A 17017-nucleotide genomic window follows, 5' to 3' on the forward strand; every position below is an offset into this window, starting at 1 on the left:
GATGGGCAATCGGCATCGGCCAATGCTAGCAGTAACTCGGGGTATGGCGGTGTTTCCGGGAGCAGCAGTGCAAGCGGCGGTACAGGTCGCTCGGGGTTGGCTACCTGCGGTCATCAACCCCAATGCAACGCCGACAGTGGTCACTAAATATTTAATTTTTGACTGAATCGGCAAAAGAAAGGGGATGAAGATGACTATCAGGTTCTTGAAAGAAGCGGCGGCCGCCGCGATTGTATTGCTGTCACTGAACGGTGTGGCCCAGGCGCAGAACCACGCATGCACAACTGCGAGCCTGAAAGGCCCATACGGCGTCAAAGTTCACGGAGAGGCGCTCGGTATCCTCACGGGAACCGCACCGAGCCAGGTGCTCCACCGGTATGCCACTCCCAATCTTATTGACGGCGTTGCCCTTGCGACATTTGACGGTGCCGGAGCCGGCACACAGATTGACTATGCAATGCTCAACGGCACAGTCAGGCCGGGCTCGCCGCCCGATTCATTCCAGGACAACGAAACGCTCACGTACACCGTTTATGCGGATTGTACTGGCGAACTGCGACTCGATTTTCACAATGGGAGCACGCTTACGCAAAAAATCGTCGTTGTCGACAATGGCAATGAGATTTTCGGTGTCACAAGCGCTCAGCATATAGCGAGTGGCGCTCCCGCCCTTGATGGGACAAAATGTGACATGGGTTGCGACGTCGCCATCCAGGCAAGCGCCCATTTTGTCAAGGTCAGAAAGGCGAATGAGCAATGAAGTCGTCTTACAGCTAGCCGTCACAGCGTGCACCGGGCATTTGCACGTGTGAGTGACGTGTGCGGTGGTGCACGCTCGAGGCGTTGCGCGCATTGCACGGTCGTCTCATGTGTAGTCGAGATGGCCCATCTCACACGGCTGGCTGTCGACCGGTAAATGACCTTGTGCCCCCCCTTAACGTTCACTGCCTTTGCGGAACGGTCATAGCTTGCATTCGTGCGAATCGTACTTCACTTCGGGTGGCTGCTTGGCGGCGCATTAAGGCCGCTTACTGGATCGCCCGTCAATGTCAACTATGGCCGATGACCGAGCGTTCGTCCTCTGCGATTGGATGGCCGGTTACGGGGTGAAGCCGACGCTTGAACGCCCGAGCGACGACGCATGTGAGCGGCGGCTTGTGGCCGGCTACTGCCTGATGCGGAACTTCCCTAAAGCGAACATTCATAGGCAATACCTCGCAGCGACGGGCGGCCGATTAGGAATCGCCAAGGTCCTACCAGACTGCATCTGCGGCCCGACCGCATGTCCCTGCTTCCCCTGCCCATGCCCGCCTTGCAAGGCCTTGCCACAAAGACAGATCCTATGTAACGGGGGGACGTCGACGAACTGATACGTAAAATCAGCGTGTCGAGTCCCTGTTCAAAGGAGAGGATCATGCGCACGGATCAGACGTTCAACACGGGTATCGAGGAACTGGTGCTGGCCGTGTCACTAGAACTCGCCGCCGCCACGTGGAAGGTCGCATTGCACGACGGCCGGCGGGAGCAGCCCGCCGTGCACACGGTAGCGGAGCCGCAAGCCGCCGCCCGCCTGCAGGCGGTGCTGGACCTGATCGAACGGCACAAGGAGACGTGGTCGCTGCCGGCTGGCGCGCGCACCGTCGTCAGCTACGAGGCCGGCCAGGACGCGTTCTGGATCTGTCGTGCGCTGCAGGCGCGCGGCATCGAGTGTTATGTCGTCGATCCGGCGAGCATTCCGGTCGAACGCCACAAGCGACGCGCGAAGACCGATAGGCTCGATGCCATCAAACTGGTGATCAACCTGCGCGCGTGGCTGCGCGGCGAGCGCGACCGCATGCACGTGGTTCACGTGCCGTCGCCGCAGGATGAAGCGTCCCGCCAGCTGATGCGCGATCGCGGGGAACTGCAGAAGGAAGTGCTGCAGCATCGCGACCGGATACGCAAACTGCTGGCCACGCTTGGCTGCTGGGATGAGGTCGGCCACAAGGCCTTCGCCGGCCGGCTCGCCAGCAACGAGGTGAAGTGCCACGACGGTGCGCCGCTGCCGCCTGAGCTGCGCGAGCGGCTGCTGCGCGAGTGTGAACGGCTGGCGCTGGCGGAGCAGCAACTGGCGACACTCGAGAAGACGCGGCAGGTCAGCGTGCCGGCGCCCGCGCGCAAGCGAAGCGATGACCTGGCGCGCCTGAAGGGGATTGGCGAAGTGGGCGCGTCGCGCCTCGCGCTGGAACTGTTCTGGAGGGAGTTCAGCAACCGGCGCCAGGTGGGTGCGTGCGTCGGGCTGGTGCCACAACCCTACGACAGCGGCGAGAGTCACGTGGACCAGGGGATCAGCAAACAAGGCAACCGACGGGTGCGTGCCCTGCTGATCGAGATGGCGTGGTCCTGGCTGCGCTACCAGCCCGGCAGTGCGCTAACGCAGTGGTTCAACCAGCGCACCCAGGGCACGGGACCGAACCGCCGCGCGCGGCGCATTGCGATCGTCGCGGTGGCGCGGCGTCTCGCGATTGCGCTGTGGCGCTATCTGAAGGACGGGGTGATACCCGAGGGCGCACAACTGAAATCCGCGTGACGCAGCACGGAATCGAAACCACGCCATCAATGCAAGGCGCGAAACTGATGCATGGACCATTTGAAGTGAACATGCCCGCATAACACCCGGGTTGCTGACGTAACCGATTTTACAGATGGGGCATATTCCTGGAGAAATTCCAGCGGAACGCGCATACAGGATGAGGCTGGCCACGCGCCAGCGGATAGAAGGTGGGTGAGACACTGGAGTCTTACGCGCGCGATGACCCGGCTTCAGACCAAAGGGACGCAGAGCGGATTGCAGCAAATGTTGGCGGCGGTAAATATGCGATCAGAATGGCTTGCAGGCTGGCGAGCGCAAAAACCCGTGCTCGCCAGCCTGCGCCAGCATATTGAACCCTTCGCCGCGTCAAGGGTCCGCTGGCGCCAGGCCTTGGCCTGCCCTTGACCCGATTACGCTCTTCCGCACTACTGGAAGCGCAGAAGGACCTGGCCGATGATTTGTGACGAAAGACGTTGACAACTTCCCGCTCATAGAGGGTGTTATCGCGCTCTCCCGATCGCGATCGCCACCTGAACAGCTGAATCTGGCTGACACGCCGCTTGAGCGACAACTACACTCTATGTTCGTCACCCACTGACGAGAATCGCGGACGACGACCAAACATCTCACCCGACCCATATGGATTTGCTAAGTAGATTCCTTTCACTGATACCTGTAACTGGTCGGCTGGAGTTGCGCTGTCATTTTGGAGCGCCTTGGAAGATCAGCCAGGGAGTCGCAGGCGCCCGAGAAATCCCATACCACCTGCTAATGTCTGGCCATGCAGTGCTCGAGGACGGTAACGGGCCGCCCGAACAACTGGTAGCCGGCGACATCATCTTGTTTCCGGCGGGTAGCGCACATCTGATACACGACGGAAGCGGCGAGCCGGCAAAGCCTGAGTTTACGAGTAACAATGCGTCTTTAGTCGTCGTCGAAAACGATGGGATAGGCGAAACAGCAGATTTTCTTTGCGGAAGGTTTCTGCTAGGGGCGGTTCCAGACAGGTTATTACGCGATCATCTGCCGGGTCGAATGGTCGTGCGCAGCGCACTGACTGACCAGGCTATCGGAGCTGGCGAACCGGAACGCTCAATTTCACACACCAGATTGATGCGTCTCATCGGGCTGATGAAAGAAGAGGCTTTGGACCCGGGTCTGGGCAGCGAGATGCTCGTAAGTCATTTCTCGGCGGCTTTATTCACACTTACCCTACGTTTCGCAACCGAGGCCGCTCAACAGCCAGTAGGCCTCATGGCATTGGCTCGACGCCCTCGTTTGCAGCCCGCTGTATCAGCGATGTTTGAAACACCGGGTGAGCCTTGGACACTCGACGAACTGTCTTCGCTTTGCAATATGTCCAAAGCGACGTTTGTGCGCCAATTTCAGCAGGCGATTGGGCGGTCAGCAAGCGACCTTTTGACCGAAGTGCGCATGACTATCGCGGGGCGAATGTTGTTGCAAACAGCGAACCCGGTCGCCGCAATCGCCGAGTCGGTCGGCTATCAATCAGACGCTGCGTTTCAGCGCGTCTTCAAACGGCATATCGGTATCACACCCGCTCGGTGGCGCTCTTCGGGCGGGAACCTCCAAGCATGACACTCAAGTACGCTGTCGCTCCCAACGCAACGCGATAACACGCTTGCAATTGTTTCTCGCTCACCCCGCTCGTCTTCCGGACTCCATCGGTGCGAAGCCGACGATCGGTTAAACCAAGAGCTCTCATCGAGCCGGCATTGCGCGTCCCGGTAATCAGATCATAACGTCGCATTTTGTGCCCTGCCCCCGCCAAGCGACCCGTCTTTGCCGGAATCTCGTTCCTAATCGTCACTCCTCTGAACGCACGAACCTGCTAGCCCACGTCGAAATCAACGCTGCGCTGTAGTCGGCATCGGTGCGGCGCGTCAACAAATGATCGGCGTTATCCAGCGAAATAAAGCTTTTCGGATGCTTGGCAGCTCCGAAAATACGCGCCGCATTGTCAATCCCAACGGTTGCATCCACCGGGGAATGCATGACAAGTAATGGCACACGCAGCTCCGAAACCCGCGCTGCCAAGTCGTGACGTCCTAAGTCTTCAACAAAACTTTTACCCACAACAAACGGTCGTCCAGCCAACAAAACCTGCGCCTCCCCCTGCGCTTCGATCGTCCGCAAACTTTCCGGATCGAACTGATGCAGCACGTGCGTAACATCAAACGGCGCTCCTATTGTCGCAACTGCACGAACGCCCTCCATCTCACCCGCCGCCATCAACACAGCTGTGCCCCCGAGGCTGTGACCTATGAGAATCGAAACTCTCTTACCATCACGAGCCATTGCCGCACCGGCGGCAACCAGATCCTCCACATCAGCTGCAAAAGTCGCCTTCGCGAAACTACCTCCGCTACTCCCGACTCCTGCGAAATCAAAGCGCAAAACCCCGATGCCGCGAGCAGCCAGCGCCCTTGCCAGCCGACTGGCGGCCAGACTGTCCTTTCCGCAGGTAAAGCAATGAGCGAAAATCGCCCAACCCTGCGGCTCACTCGTCGGCAAGTCCAATTTACCCGACAGGCGATATCCTCGGGGCCCGTCGAACTCGAAAATTTGCGCAGTCATACCTGCCCCTCCTCTTAACATCCGTCACACCCAACTGGTTTTCGACGGGGCAGCTCCACTACTCATGCGCCCCGCCCGACATCTGGTCAGTCAGCGGCCGGCAAATCGATGTCGGTGTCGTTGACGCGGTTGAATGTGTTGGTGAAAGTAATCATCGCAATCGCCAGTGAGATCTCCGCCAGTTGCGTCTCCGTATACCCCGCCTCGCGGATCGCTGCGAACTCCTGCTGGCTGATCGTCCCGCGGGTCTTTTGCAAATTCAGCACAAACCGAACCAACGCGTCGCGCTTTGCGTCGCCCGTGGCCTGACCTGCACGGATTGCGCGCAGCGCTTCCTTCGACAGCCCCACCATCTTGCCCAGCATAACGTGCGCAGCGACACAATAGTCGCAGCCCTTCTGTTCGCTCACCAGCAACTTGATCGTTTCAAGGTCCTGCTTGCTCAGGCTGCTCGATGCCAGCGCGCTTTCAGCCTTCAGCGCTGCCGCAAGCGTAGCCGGCGCAAGATGACCCAAGGCTGCAAACAGGTTCGGCACGCCGCCGCCTGCAATCTTTCGGACCTGCGCGTACACGTCTGCGGTTGCTCCCGTGGCGGTGGAAACTGCGGGAATAGTGATACGGCTCATGGTGTATCTCCTTCGGTTGGTTAGGAGCCCCCACTTTAAGCCGCGAAGCCGACAATTGTGATACCTGATATGGTCAAAATCATGCTCAAAAACGTCAATCCGCGCCATCTTCACCTGCTGACTTCATCGGCTCGATTGGCTAGTCACTATCGTGGTGGAACGCCCCCCCGCAAGCTGTATCACGATGTCGGATTGCCAAGAGTCAGTGACGGCAAAGAAGTGGTGCCTGCAGCCGAGTTCAGCGATGCACCGAAACAATTCAGAAAACTGCAGCGATTGCCGGAAAGAAAAGCCATGGAGAACGAGATTCTTCGTGAAGTGGTGGTGAAGTCGTGAAAGTGGACGGTGCACTCGCTTTCATTGCTGGAGGGCAGATAAAGAGAGACTACGTCTCGCGGCGGCTGCTCGAAGTCATGGACACCTGCGTCGCAATATGGGGGCGCCAACCGCGCGGTGTACACCTGTCACCGCGCGGCGACTTGCATTCGATGGGCGATTCGGACCCTGCGGCCACCTTCGGCTATGTCGCGCGCGAACTCGGCAAACGCGGTATTGCCTTCATCTGCTCACGTGAAGCGCCGGGCGACGGCCGCCTCGGGCCCGCGCTGAAAGCAGCATTCGGCGGCGTCTATATCGCCAACGAAAAGATGAATAAGTAGACCGCCGAACAGCTACCTGCCGCCGACGGAGCCGACGCGGTGGCTTTCGGGCAGATGGTCATCGCCAACCCGACTTGCCGCGCCGGCTTCAATTGGACGCATTGCTCGATGGGCCGCGGCCCGAGACGTTTTATAACCCGGGGCCAGAACGCTATACCGACTACCCGCAGCTAGTTTGACTGTACAAATGGACACCCTCACGCCTCGACCACACCCAGCCAGCAAAGAAACTGCATGCATGGCGTTGGTTGGCTCGACGTGATCAGCACCGGCATTCTGGGAGACTTGCTGCTCGAGATGGGTTGGGATTTCAGAAACGCATTTGTTTCACTTCCGTGCTAGCAGCAATTTATAGCGGTTTATTGGCGCATTCTTAGGCTGCGACCTACCATTGCAAGGTGGTCTGGCAGACCCGGCACCCGTGCTGATGGAGGAGAACATGACCGAAGCCGACAACACCTCCATCGCCGCGGCGGTCTTGGCCTAGCAGACCTGAGGTCGTCATGGCTTACGCTCCATTCCTCTCCGAATCTCAACTCGAACGTGTGCGCGTCTTCACGAAGCCGCGACAGGTGGCGGCAGGCGATGTCCTCTATAACCCCAATGACGACACCCCGCCGGTATACGTGGTGATCGAGGGCAAGATCAGGATCATCTCGCTGGCTGGGGGCGTCGAAGATACCGTGACTACTTATGACCCGGGTCAGTTTTCGGGCGAATTGCTGATGATTGCAGGCAGGCGTTCCATCTACCGGTGTCAAGCCGTCGAAGCATCGCACCTGCTGGAGTTGAGCGCGCAAAACCTGCGAACGCTGATCAGCAAGGACGCGGAGTTGAGCGAAATCTTCATGAGGACGTTCCTCGCGCGGCGCCTTTCCATGGTTAGCCACGGACGTACGAATGTGCTCATACTCGGCTCGCGCTATTCGGCGCAGACACTTGCTGTACGAGAGTTTCTGACGCGCGACGGGCACCCGTTCGCTTATGTGGATCTCGACACTGATAGTAGTTCCCAGGAACTGCTCGACCGCTTCGGGGTATGCAGTGACGACGTCCCTATCGTCGTTTGCAACGGGGACCAGATACTCAGAAACCCATCCACACGGGAAGTGGCGCAAACGCTGGGGTTCAACTCGAATATCGACGAGTCACAGGTGCGCGACATCGTAATTGTCGGCGCGGGTCCCGCAGGACTGGCCGCGGCGGTGTATGCGGCGTCCGAAGGTCTCGATGTGCTGGTCATCGAACGCGCGGCGCCCGGCGGACAGGCCGGCTCCAGTTCACGCATCGAAAACTATCTCGGTTTTCCGACTGGCCTCTCTGGTCAGGAGCTTGCGAACAGCGCGATCGCGCAGTCGGAAAAATTTGGCGCGAAAATCATGGTGGCGCGTACGGTCGAGGGCCTTAACTGCGACGAACGGCCTTACCGGATTTCGCTCGACGACGGCCAACAGATAGCGGGCCGTTCGGTCGTACTTGCAACGGGTGCGGCCTATAACCAGCCTGCGCTGCCCAACATCGACCGTTTTACCGGCCGTGGCATTTACTACAACGCCACGTTCATGGAGGGCCAACTGTGTAGTGGCGATCCGGTAATCGTTATCGGCGGCGGTAACTCCGCGGGACAGGCGGCCGTGTTTCTCGCCCAGAACACGAAGGGCGTACGGATGCTGGTCAGGTCAGCGGGGCTCGCGGCAACGATGTCGCGCTACCTGGTCCGGCGCATCGAAGAAAACCCGCTAATTCAGGTTAATTTCGACAGTGAGCTCGTGCGCTTAAGCGGTGACGACCATCTTGAAGAGGTGTCGTGGCGCGACAAGAGCACGGGCGAGGTGACGACGCGGCCCATGCGGCATATCTTCGTCATGACGGGAGCCTCACCGAAGACCGAGTGGCTGGCCGGCTGCCTGTCACTCGATCCGCGTGGCTTCGTGTTGACAGGAACGGATCTGGACGGCGTCTTGCCACCCCGGCCATGGCCACTTGCGAGGCGACCCTATATGCTCGAAACCAGCCTGCCCGGCGTATTCGCCGTAGGCGACGCGCGGGCCGGAAACGTCAAACGGGTCGCAGCTGCGGTCGGAGAGGGTTCGATCGTCGTCCACATGGTGCACCAGGTGCTAGCCGATATGTAGAGTAGATGAATACCTTCCGTTTCGACGGAGACCGGGGATTTCAAACGCCTCGCCCCCACTTAATAAGCACCTAATCGGTCTGAATGTCCGCTATCAAGCGACTCGACCATCCCATGCGGGCCGATTACGGTCTGACACGCGATGCGCGGTTCGGGAGATCCCGCGTAGGGGACATCGGTCACGGTTCGGCCAGCCAGGCCTTCACGCAGACGTTCGAACGTCCGCTCCACCGCAAGCAACTGACTCACGCTCGCAATCATATCGATTGACATCCCTGCGTCCGCGAAGAGAGGACTGTGTCCATTCCATCTCAGTCGTCCCTGCCGTCAGGATTGTTATTTCAAAAGTTCATTGCGGAAATGCCATCCGGGGCCGCCTATTCGCGCCACATAGCGCTGAAAATCCCTCGCCATTTATCGGTGAGAGTCACGGCTTTCCGGACAAACCCGGCGGTGGCCATCAAACGGCGGGTTTGCACCGAGTATTCGCAGTTGCAGGACCACCGTTGGAAGCGCTGGACAAACGGCACCGCGGCATTTCAGATGGTCGAGACGCCGCCGGAGGCTCGGAGAGCGCTGGGTGCAAATAGGCTGCGGCGCTGCGCGCCGCGTCGACAGCCGCCGCACGAATTCCACGAAGAGGCTCAGCCCTTCGGCGCGCCGAAGTGTCGCGGGTCCGTGTCATCGTCGCCCGCCTGCCCTAGCGTAGGCAGGTACCTACCGAAGTTCATTTCGAAGTCGCTCGGAACTCCGTAGGCCAGGCTACGGAGCTTGGCGCGGCGTGCCTGCCCACTTGGCGAGGCCAAGGCCGGGAAGAACAGGTCGATGCTCGACTGGAGTTCGGCAGCCGTCGGCGTCCCGAACCGGTTGACCTGTGCTTTCGCCGCGCCGAGTGTTTCACGGTCGAATGAAGCGAGACGTCGGGCAAGCGTATCGACAAAGGCGTCGAGTTCGTCATCGTCCAGCGTGCGATTCACCCAGCCATAGCGTTCGGCGACGTCGGCATCGAAATCGTCGGCGCTGAGGACAATCTCAAGTGCCCGCGAGCGGCCAACCAGGCGCGGGAGCCATTCCAGTGCGCCGCCAGCCGGGACCAGGCCGACGCCGACCTCGGGGTTGCCGAACAGGGCGCTTTGCCGGCTGGCGAAGCGCATGTCGCAGGCAAGTACGAACTCGTTACCGATGCCGCGCGTGCGACCGCGAATCTTGGCAACGCTCACGACCGGCGTGGACGAGAGGCGCAGCACGACGTCGCGCCAAAGGCCCAACACCTCAGGCTGTTCAGCTGCTTTGGCTACGTCGAGATGGGCGACGAAAAAATCGGGATTCGCCGACTGGAACACTACGACCTTTACGGACGGGTCCGCCTCGAGATCGGTCATTAGCGCTCCCAATTCGACGATCGTCGTGGGAACAAACATGTTGATCGGCGGGTTGCTGAAGGTGATCGTCCAGCGGCCCGGATAGGTGCGGTCGATGTCGAACTGCGAAGGGTCGGGCATGATGCTTCTCCTAAGTCGATTGGTAGACCAATGTTGCGTTCACGGTGATCTCGGGCCCTGGCAGCTTGCACTTCCGCAGACGCTTTCGGCGCAAGATCAGTGCAACGACGCGCGTGGTCTTACATGATGGGAATTTCCTAAAAGGTGGTTCAGTGAGGGGCACGTGCCCCAGGAAGATGTACGTGCCCAGGCGGATCACGCCGTGACGATGTTCGTGCCGATCTCGATGTTTCCGCGCACAGACTTCGAGTACGGGCAGATCGTATGGGTCAGGTGCGCGATTTGCTCGACGACTTCCTTGTCCAGACCCGGCACGCGAATGGTGAACTCGGCGCCGAGGAACCACGCGGGACCGGTTTGCCCAACGTTTATCTGAATGTCCACGGAATAGTCGGACGGCAGCTTGACCTTCTTCAGCGAGGCCGCGATCCCGAACACGGTGGTGTAACAGGCCGACCACGCGCCCGCAAACAGCTTCTCGGCTGTCGGGTGCGGCTCGGTGGCGATGAACTCGAGGCTTTCCACGCCAGGCGCAGTCAGCTTGAGGTCAAAGACGCCAAACTGGCCGCGCTGGAGACTGGGGTCGCGATTGACCGTGGCGTGGGAGTTGCCTGAGGCGAGGACTTTTTCGATCTTTTCCATGATGAATTCCTATGTGTATGAGGGTATTAAGCGTGTTTAAATCTTGCGCGATATAATCGTATGCGTTGTTTATGTTACGCCGTGACGATGGTCAGACCGACCTCGATGTTGCCGTGCACAGCCTTCGAGTACGGGCAGAGCTGATGGGCCTGGCGCGCGAGTGCATCGACGACTTCCGTTGCCAGACCCGGCACGCGGATGGTGAACTGGGCGCCGAGGCAATGCCCGTTACCAACCGACCCAATGCTTACCTGGACGTCCACGGAGTAGTCGGACGGCAGCGTGACCTTCTTCAGCGAGGCCGCAATCTGGAACGCGCTGACGTAACAGGCCGACCACGCGCCCGAAAACAACTGCTCGGCTCTCGGGTGTAGCTCGGTGGCGATGAACTCGCGGTTTTCACCGTCGGGTGCTGACAGCTTGAGGTCGAGGACGCCGAGCTCACCGCGCTTGACATCGGCGTCGTGATTGATCGTGGCGTGGCTGTTGCCTGAGTGGAGGACTTGTTCGATCTTGGTCATGATGGATTCCTGTGTGAATAAGGGTGTTAAGCGTCTTAAATCGCATGCGATGTAATCGCTTGCGTCGAATAATGGAGAAAGACGCGCCCGATGTCAATCGCAAAAGATTTAATCGCATACGCGTTTTCGATAGGGGGAACGGAAATCCCGCGGCGGCCAGCAGGGGCCGCCTGTCTCGCACGCTGCCGCACGGACCGCGCGCTGGCCCGTCCGTCACCAGAGTGTAGGTCAATTCTGGCGGTTCACCGGGGTCAATCGACGCGCCTACCCGGCACGCGCCGCAGTCCGCTGGACAGCGGCGTTAAGAACTGTCAACTTCCAGGGAATCGTCATAAAAGCCGCGCCGTACTTGATGGTATGATTATCATAGTTATATTCTTCGCTCACCCTATGCGAAGCGTGAGACGTCGCGAATCGTCCGACAAAAACAATCCGGCGCCGACTGTGCAACGCGAATGCATTCATTCGCACACTGACTTAATGGAGTACTGAAATGTCCAACACTGCATACGACGCGGACCGCACCGGACTGTTGCTGGTCGACCCGTACAACGACTTTCTCTCGGACGGCGGCAAGCTCTTTCCGATGCTTCGCGACATCGCCGCAGAAGTCCGGCTGCTCGACAATCTCCGCGCCGCGGTCGATACCGCGCGAAAAGCAGATATTCAGGTTCTCTATGTCCCGCATCGCCGCTGGCAGGCCGGCGATTACGACAACTGGGATCATCCGAATCCAACCCAGCGCCTCGTGCAGCAGCGCCACACCTTCGCCAAGGGTACGTGGGGCGGAGAATGGCATCCTGACTTTGTGCCGCAGGAAGGCGACATCATCGTTCATGAGCATTGGGGCCAAAGCGGCTTTGCTAACACCGACCTCGACTTTCAGCTCAAACAGCAAGGCATCACGCACGTGATCGTCGTCGGCCTGCTGGCCAATACATGTATTGAGTCCACGAGCCGCTTCGCAATGGAACTGGGTTATCACGTCACGCTCGTACGAGACGCAACGGCCGCTTTCACCAAGGAAATGATGCGCGCTGCACACGATCTGAACGGCCCGACGTTCGCCCATGAAATCCTGACGACGGCACAGCTGGTTGCCGCACTTCCCGCCTGATCATAAGGAACACCATGAAACTCACCGGTAATCTATTAATTGGTGCGCAGGAAGTCGCTGCCACGGCTGGCAGCATGAAGGCGCTTAATCCCGCAACCAATGCTGAGATTGAACCGCTGTTTGCATTTGGGGGAATTGACGACGTTGATCGCGCAGCACAACTCGCCGACGATGCATTCGATAGCTATAACGGCACGAGCCTTACCGAACGCGCCGCGTTCCTCGAGAGCATCGCCGACGGCCTCGACGCCATCACGCCGGAGCTCGCCCAACGCACGTCACTCGAAACCGGCTTGCCGATCGCTCAACTCGAAGGAGAAGCGGCGAAGTCCGCGACCCAGTTCCGTCAGTTCGCGACCGTCGTCCGTCAGGGGCGCTTTCGCCAGGCAACCATCGATCCCGCCCAGCCGGAACGTCAACCGCGTGCGCGGATGGACCATCGGATGCAGAAAATCGCACTCGGTCCGGTCGCGATCTTTGGCGCAAGCAATTTCCCGATTTCCTATTCGGTCGCGGGTGGCGACACTGCGTCGGCGCTGGCCGCTGGCTGCCCCGTCATCCTGAAAGCGCACAACGGGCATCCCGGCGCGTCAGAACTGATGGGACGCGTGATCCAGCAGGCCGTTAGAGATTCGGGCCTGCATGAGGGCGTGTTTTCTCTGGTCCGCGGTGGCGGCAATGCAATCGGTGAGGCGTTGGTCGATCATCCGCTCATCAAGGGCGTGACCTTCACGGGTTCTGAAACTGGCGGAATGGCTTTGTTTCGGCGCGCGCAGCAACGTCCCGATCCGATACCGGTCTTCACCGAAATGACGAGCGTCAATCCGACTTTCGTGCTGCCAGCGGCGCTCGCTGCACGTGGCGGCACTATCGGCGATGGCTTTGCCGAGCGCATGCTCGTCACCGTTGGTCAGGCTTGCCTGAAACCCGCAATCCTGCTCGCGGTCGACGGCCCGGGCTACATAGAACTGAAGAATACGATGATCGCCCGCGTCGAAGCGACGCAAGCGCGCACGATGCTGACGCCTGGCATCAACGCGGCGTATCGGAAGAACGTGGAGCGTCAGAGCAACGCGGGTGCGAAGCGAATTGCAGCAGGCGGCGAAACACAGGGTGCATGGGACGGTCAATCGGTTCTCTTCGAAGTCGACGGCGCAAACATACTCGAGAATCCGTTGTTGTCGGAAGAAGCTTTCGGACCTGCTGCACTGCTAGTGCGGGTGAAGGACGTGGAGCAACTGGTTGCCATCGCGAGGCATTTTCGCGGCCAGCTCTCGGCAACGATGCAGATCGATCCAGCCGATTACGTGCTCGCTGCCCGCCTGCTGCCCCTTCTCGAACGTCGCACAGGACGCATTGTCGTCAATGCGTTCGCGCATCCGCAAGAGGTGTCATACGCATCGATTCACGGTGGTCCCTTCCCTGCGACGTCGGATAGCCGCTTTACGTCTGTTGGCATGAGTGCGATTGAGCGCTTCCTGCGACCCGTGTGCTATCAGGGATTCCCGGACGAGATGCTGCCGGAGGCCTTGCGGCATGACAATCCGTGCGGCATCTGGCGTCTCACCGATGGCGAGTTGTCCAAAGCCTGATGGGCGGTCAGCTTGAAAGTGCCATGGCAGGGGCCCGCGATCCGCGCAGGTCAGGGGGTCACGGGCTCTTCGCGCACGCGTTACGGCGCGAACCTGTGCTATCATTAATATGATTATCATACTAACGATCGTTGCGGTTTCGATGGAGGCTTGAATGACTGCATTGCCAGACAAGAGCGATACGCTGTGCCCGGTCGCGCGGTCTCAGGCTGTTATCGGCGACCGCTGGGCTGTCCTGATCGTGCGCGAACTGTTTATGGGCAATCGAAGGTTCGACAGCCTGCTGGCACAATCGCAGGCGACGCCGCAGATGCTCTCGTCCCGTCTCAAACGGCTCGAAGCAGACGGCATGATCGAGCGCAAGCGCTACATGAAAAAGCCCCCTCGTTACGAATATGAACTCACGGAGATGGGCCGAGCGTTTTATCCGGTCATCCTGGCGCTTCGCGAATGGGGCGAAACGTGGCACAAGTCGTCGGACGAGGACGTCGCGGTGCGCTATACGCATCTCACCTGTGGTCACGATGCCGGCATTGGCACTGTCTGCCAGGCCTGTGGTGAACCATTGCGGCGCGAGGATCTAAAGCCTGAATTGAGCCCTTCTTATGCGCAGGAGCGCGCGGGACGACAGGACGCAATGAAGGCTGCTAAGTCTGCGTGATTCATACGCACTACATGGCTGATCCCACTCGCTCGATTGCAGGTGGTAAGCGGGTCAATGTCGGGGTATCTGAAGTCAGGTAACGCTGAAAGTCAATGAAATGAGCTTGTCGCCTCTGTTGGCATTGGCTCCTTTTCCCCGCATAGAATCGTATACGATGTAATTGCATACGATCAATTAATTGCCTAAACACGAAAGGACGAATTTCAAGGGGAATTCGTCACGAAAACCAACGCCATCACCGCGCTGCTCGCCGCATTCCCGGTGTCGATCGAGACTCCCGCCCTTGCCAGCAGCTAGTGCGACTGATCACCCTGCTGCGCAAGGGACTGAAGCTGTTCAACAGCTAACCACAGCATTGAAGTTGTTTCATCACGGATCTAACAACAAGGACAAGGAACTTTTGATGATCACACATCAACTTACGGGCAATGACTTCAGAGACCTCCGTATCCAGTTATTGCAGGATTCAGGACAGGTGCCAGGAATCAGCGTGCAGCGCGAGACACTTGCACAGCTCTCCAAGCAGCCGGAGACGCCGTCGTCGACATCGGGGAATGCCGTGGTACAAGCGATCGTTGAAACGTTCGCGCAATTGGGACTCACTCTTCCCTTCAGCCAAGGCAGCAGCACTGGATCCACGTTATCCGTCACCAATTCAGCTGCAAGCGGAGGAACCCAGGGCAGCAACGCTAACTCGCGAACGGGATCACTATCCGCCGCTGGTATTGATTCGATCTTCGAGCAGTTCATCGGCCAGATTCTTCAGGTAGCCTCCAGCCTGCAGTACGGCACCGCTTCTTCGCTGGCATCTCAGAGCAACTCAGGTAGTCTGGGAAGCGAAACATCTGCAACGGGGTACTCCAATCCCCTTTCTCAAGCGCTTGAATCGCTTGCCCGGGCCGTTGGCGCGCGCGGCAGCCAGCCTGGAGACGCAAGCGAAAACGGTGAGACCGGTTCGACGACTTCATTGAATGAGGCTATTTCGAGCATGGAGAAGGATTTCAACACCCTCTTTGGCTCATCGGGCACAGATACTGGCGCATCGCTACAGACTTTTTTACAAACGTTTGCCAGCAACGTCGCGGGAGAATCGGTCTCAGGATCCAGTGGTGCTTTCGTGCGGACGTCTGCCTGACAGCGGTCGAGGTGAACCGGAACACGGGCCCAACCTGGACGCGACTAGCCGTCAATACGCTTGCGAACAGAGAAATGTTCGCCCGATGAAATCGGTCCTGCGTGAAGCGCCAACGGGTCCGTTGAATGTGCGCAAACGGTCGCCCCTGTAATACGACCGTTAAGCGCTCATTCGCCGTTCTGGACTGACTTGATAAGATTGTTCCGCAGCGCCACGACCGCCGTCTGTATTTTCGCGAACTCGTCGGAAGCGAGGCCCGTCTCGACGGGGTTCATCTTGAGGGCTTTTTCGCGCAGCCGCCGGCCGCTCTTCGTGAGACTGATCCGCACCTGGCGCTCATCACCAGGATCGCGTTGCCTTTCCAGATAACCCATCGCCTCGAGCTTCTTCAGCATCGGCGTAAGCGTATTGGATTCGAGAAACAGCTTGGCGCCCAGACCGCTGACGGTCTGGTTGTCTTCCTCCCACAACGCAATGATCGCGATGTATTGCGGGTAGGTAAGTCCGAGTTCCTCGAGTATCGGCTTGTATGCCTTGCCAAAAGCCAGGTTCGCGGAGTAGACCGCAAAGCACAGATAGTCTGACAGCGGCACGGCCGCAGCGGGCGCTTGGTTCGTAGTTTTCATCTGTATCCTCTTTGGCTAAAGCCTGATGTTCCGCAAGACATACGAAGTATGTTATATCGCATGCGATTATATCGCAATATAACGAACCTCGGGCCGCTGCCGAATAGAGTACAACCGGTTGTCAATTTCGCCGGACCCAGCTATTTCGCATCGTAGAGGTCTCGCGGCGGCGCCTGCCTGCCGCTACGGCCGCCGCTGGTCTGGAGCGCCTTTGTCGCCGTCGTTCGCTTCAGACCGGCACGCGATACAGGGCGCCGAGCTTGTTGCCGTCCGGATCGCGCAGATAGGCGAGATAGAGGCTGCCAAACGCGGCCTCACGCACGCCGGGCGGCGCCTCAGCGGATGTTCCACCGTTGGCGACCCCGGCGGCATGCCAGAGATCGACCTGCCTGGTCGACTGACAGGCAAAGCCGATCGTTCCGCCATTGGCAGCGGTCGCCGGCCGACCATCGAGCGGCTGCGTGATAATGAAAAGCCCCGTGTCGCCGCGATAGACATAGCGTCGACGCTGATCGTTGTCATCACTGAGACCGTCACCATAGCCAATCGCGCCCAGCACGGCATCGTAGAATCGCTTTGCTCTTTTCAGGTCGTTGGTGCCGACCACTACGTGACTGAACATTGTCTAT

General features: G+C 59.2%; 16 protein-coding genes and 1 pseudogene. 10 read left to right on the forward strand and 7 right to left on the reverse strand.

What is annotated here, in order from left to right:
• Positions 1 to 184: 184 nt before the first annotated feature.
• The 3 genes from GNZ12_RS40470 (at position 185) to GNZ12_RS40480 (ending at position 4171) form a co-directional block, all read left to right on the forward strand.
• Complete coding sequence (locus GNZ12_RS40470) at positions 185 to 760, forward strand: hypothetical protein (protein WP_172318085.1); 576 nt, start codon at positions 185 to 187, stop codon at positions 758 to 760.
• A 654-nt stretch (positions 761 to 1414) separates the two neighbouring features.
• Positions 1415 to 2569: an IS110 family RNA-guided transposase gene (locus GNZ12_RS40475; protein ID WP_172318087.1), complete on the forward strand. Its 1155-nt coding sequence runs from the start codon at positions 1415 to 1417 to the stop codon at positions 2567 to 2569.
• 642 nt (positions 2570 to 3211) lie between these two features.
• Positions 3212 to 4171 carry an AraC family transcriptional regulator gene (locus GNZ12_RS40480; RefSeq protein WP_172318089.1) on the forward strand — a complete coding sequence of 320 codons (960 nt, stop codon included), beginning with the start codon at positions 3212 to 3214 and terminating at the stop codon, positions 4169 to 4171.
• Between the two features lie 228 nt (positions 4172 to 4399).
• Here the strand turns inward: GNZ12_RS40480 and GNZ12_RS40485 are convergent, their stop codons facing one another.
• Positions 4400 to 5170, reverse strand: a complete 771-nt coding sequence (locus GNZ12_RS40485; protein ID WP_172318091.1) for an alpha/beta hydrolase family protein — start codon at positions 5168 to 5170, stop codon at positions 4400 to 4402.
• 86 nt (positions 5171 to 5256) lie between these two features.
• Positions 5257 to 5796: a carboxymuconolactone decarboxylase family protein gene (locus GNZ12_RS40490; protein WP_172318093.1), complete on the reverse strand. Its 540-nt coding sequence runs from the start codon at positions 5794 to 5796 to the stop codon at positions 5257 to 5259.
• A 69-nt stretch (positions 5797 to 5865) separates the two neighbouring features.
• On the opposite strand from GNZ12_RS40490, the gene GNZ12_RS40495 reads away from it, so the two are divergent.
• From GNZ12_RS40495 to GNZ12_RS45200, 3 genes and pseudogenes are all read left to right on the forward strand, one after another.
• The gene (locus tag GNZ12_RS40495; RefSeq protein WP_172318095.1) at positions 5866 to 6132 is read left to right on the forward strand and encodes a helix-turn-helix domain-containing protein; all 267 of its coding nucleotides are present in this window, start codon (positions 5866 to 5868) and stop codon (positions 6130 to 6132) included.
• Between the two features lie 29 nt (positions 6133 to 6161).
• A pseudogene (locus GNZ12_RS45720) lies at positions 6162 to 6634 on the forward strand (alkene reductase); the annotation flags it as partial.
• A 324-nt stretch (positions 6635 to 6958) separates the two neighbouring features.
• A complete protein-coding gene (locus GNZ12_RS45200) occupies positions 6959 to 8590 on the forward strand; it encodes an FAD-dependent oxidoreductase (RefSeq protein WP_172318097.1) in 1632 nt (543 codons plus the stop codon).
• Positions 8591 to 9233: 643 nt separating this feature from the next.
• On the opposite strand, the gene GNZ12_RS40510 is transcribed toward GNZ12_RS45200, so the two are convergent.
• The 3 genes from GNZ12_RS40510 to GNZ12_RS40520 all read right to left on the reverse strand — a co-directional run bounded on the left by GNZ12_RS40510 (position 9234) and on the right by GNZ12_RS40520 (position 11254).
• On the reverse strand, positions 9234 to 10091 hold the full coding sequence (locus GNZ12_RS40510) for an enoyl-CoA hydratase/isomerase family protein (RefSeq protein ID WP_172318099.1): 858 nt from the start codon (positions 10089 to 10091) through the stop codon (positions 9234 to 9236).
• A 195-nt stretch (positions 10092 to 10286) separates the two neighbouring features.
• Positions 10287 to 10733 (reverse strand): OsmC family protein, encoded by a 447-nt coding sequence (locus GNZ12_RS40515; RefSeq protein ID WP_172318101.1) that lies wholly within the window; start codon positions 10731 to 10733, stop codon positions 10287 to 10289.
• A gap of 74 nt (positions 10734 to 10807) precedes the next feature.
• Positions 10808 to 11254 carry an Ohr family peroxiredoxin gene (locus GNZ12_RS40520; protein ID WP_172318103.1) on the reverse strand — a complete coding sequence of 149 codons (447 nt, stop codon included), beginning with the start codon at positions 11252 to 11254 and terminating at the stop codon, positions 10808 to 10810.
• A gap of 493 nt (positions 11255 to 11747) precedes the next feature.
• Here GNZ12_RS40520 and GNZ12_RS40525 point away from each other — a divergent pair, with 493 nt between their 5' ends.
• The 4 genes from GNZ12_RS40525 to GNZ12_RS40540 all read left to right on the forward strand — a co-directional run bounded on the left by GNZ12_RS40525 (position 11748) and on the right by GNZ12_RS40540 (position 15762).
• Positions 11748 to 12371: an isochorismatase family cysteine hydrolase gene (locus GNZ12_RS40525; RefSeq protein ID WP_172318105.1), complete on the forward strand. Its 624-nt coding sequence runs from the start codon at positions 11748 to 11750 to the stop codon at positions 12369 to 12371.
• A gap of 14 nt (positions 12372 to 12385) precedes the next feature.
• Entirely contained in the window at positions 12386 to 13963 is a 1578-nt protein-coding gene (locus GNZ12_RS40530; protein WP_172318107.1) for an aldehyde dehydrogenase (NADP(+)), read from the forward strand.
• Between the two features lie 154 nt (positions 13964 to 14117).
• Positions 14118 to 14624: a winged helix-turn-helix transcriptional regulator gene (locus GNZ12_RS40535; protein ID WP_172318109.1), complete on the forward strand. Its 507-nt coding sequence runs from the start codon at positions 14118 to 14120 to the stop codon at positions 14622 to 14624.
• A 406-nt stretch (positions 14625 to 15030) separates the two neighbouring features.
• Positions 15031 to 15762 (forward strand): hypothetical protein, encoded by a 732-nt coding sequence (locus GNZ12_RS40540; protein ID WP_172318111.1) that lies wholly within the window; start codon positions 15031 to 15033, stop codon positions 15760 to 15762.
• 167 nt (positions 15763 to 15929) lie between these two features.
• Here the strand turns inward: GNZ12_RS40540 and GNZ12_RS40545 are convergent, their stop codons facing one another.
• Both GNZ12_RS40545 and GNZ12_RS40550 read right to left on the reverse strand, forming a co-directional pair.
• Entirely contained in the window at positions 15930 to 16388 is a 459-nt protein-coding gene (locus GNZ12_RS40545) for a MarR family winged helix-turn-helix transcriptional regulator (protein WP_172318113.1), read from the reverse strand.
• A 229-nt stretch (positions 16389 to 16617) separates the two neighbouring features.
• Entirely contained in the window at positions 16618 to 17010 is a 393-nt protein-coding gene (locus GNZ12_RS40550) for a VOC family protein (protein ID WP_172318115.1), read from the reverse strand.
• Between the last annotated feature and the right edge of the window lie 7 nt (positions 17011 to 17017).

It is taken from the genome of Paraburkholderia solitsugae (assembly GCF_013177695.1).
GTDB lineage: Bacteria > Pseudomonadota > Gammaproteobacteria > Burkholderiales > Burkholderiaceae > Paraburkholderia > Paraburkholderia solitsugae.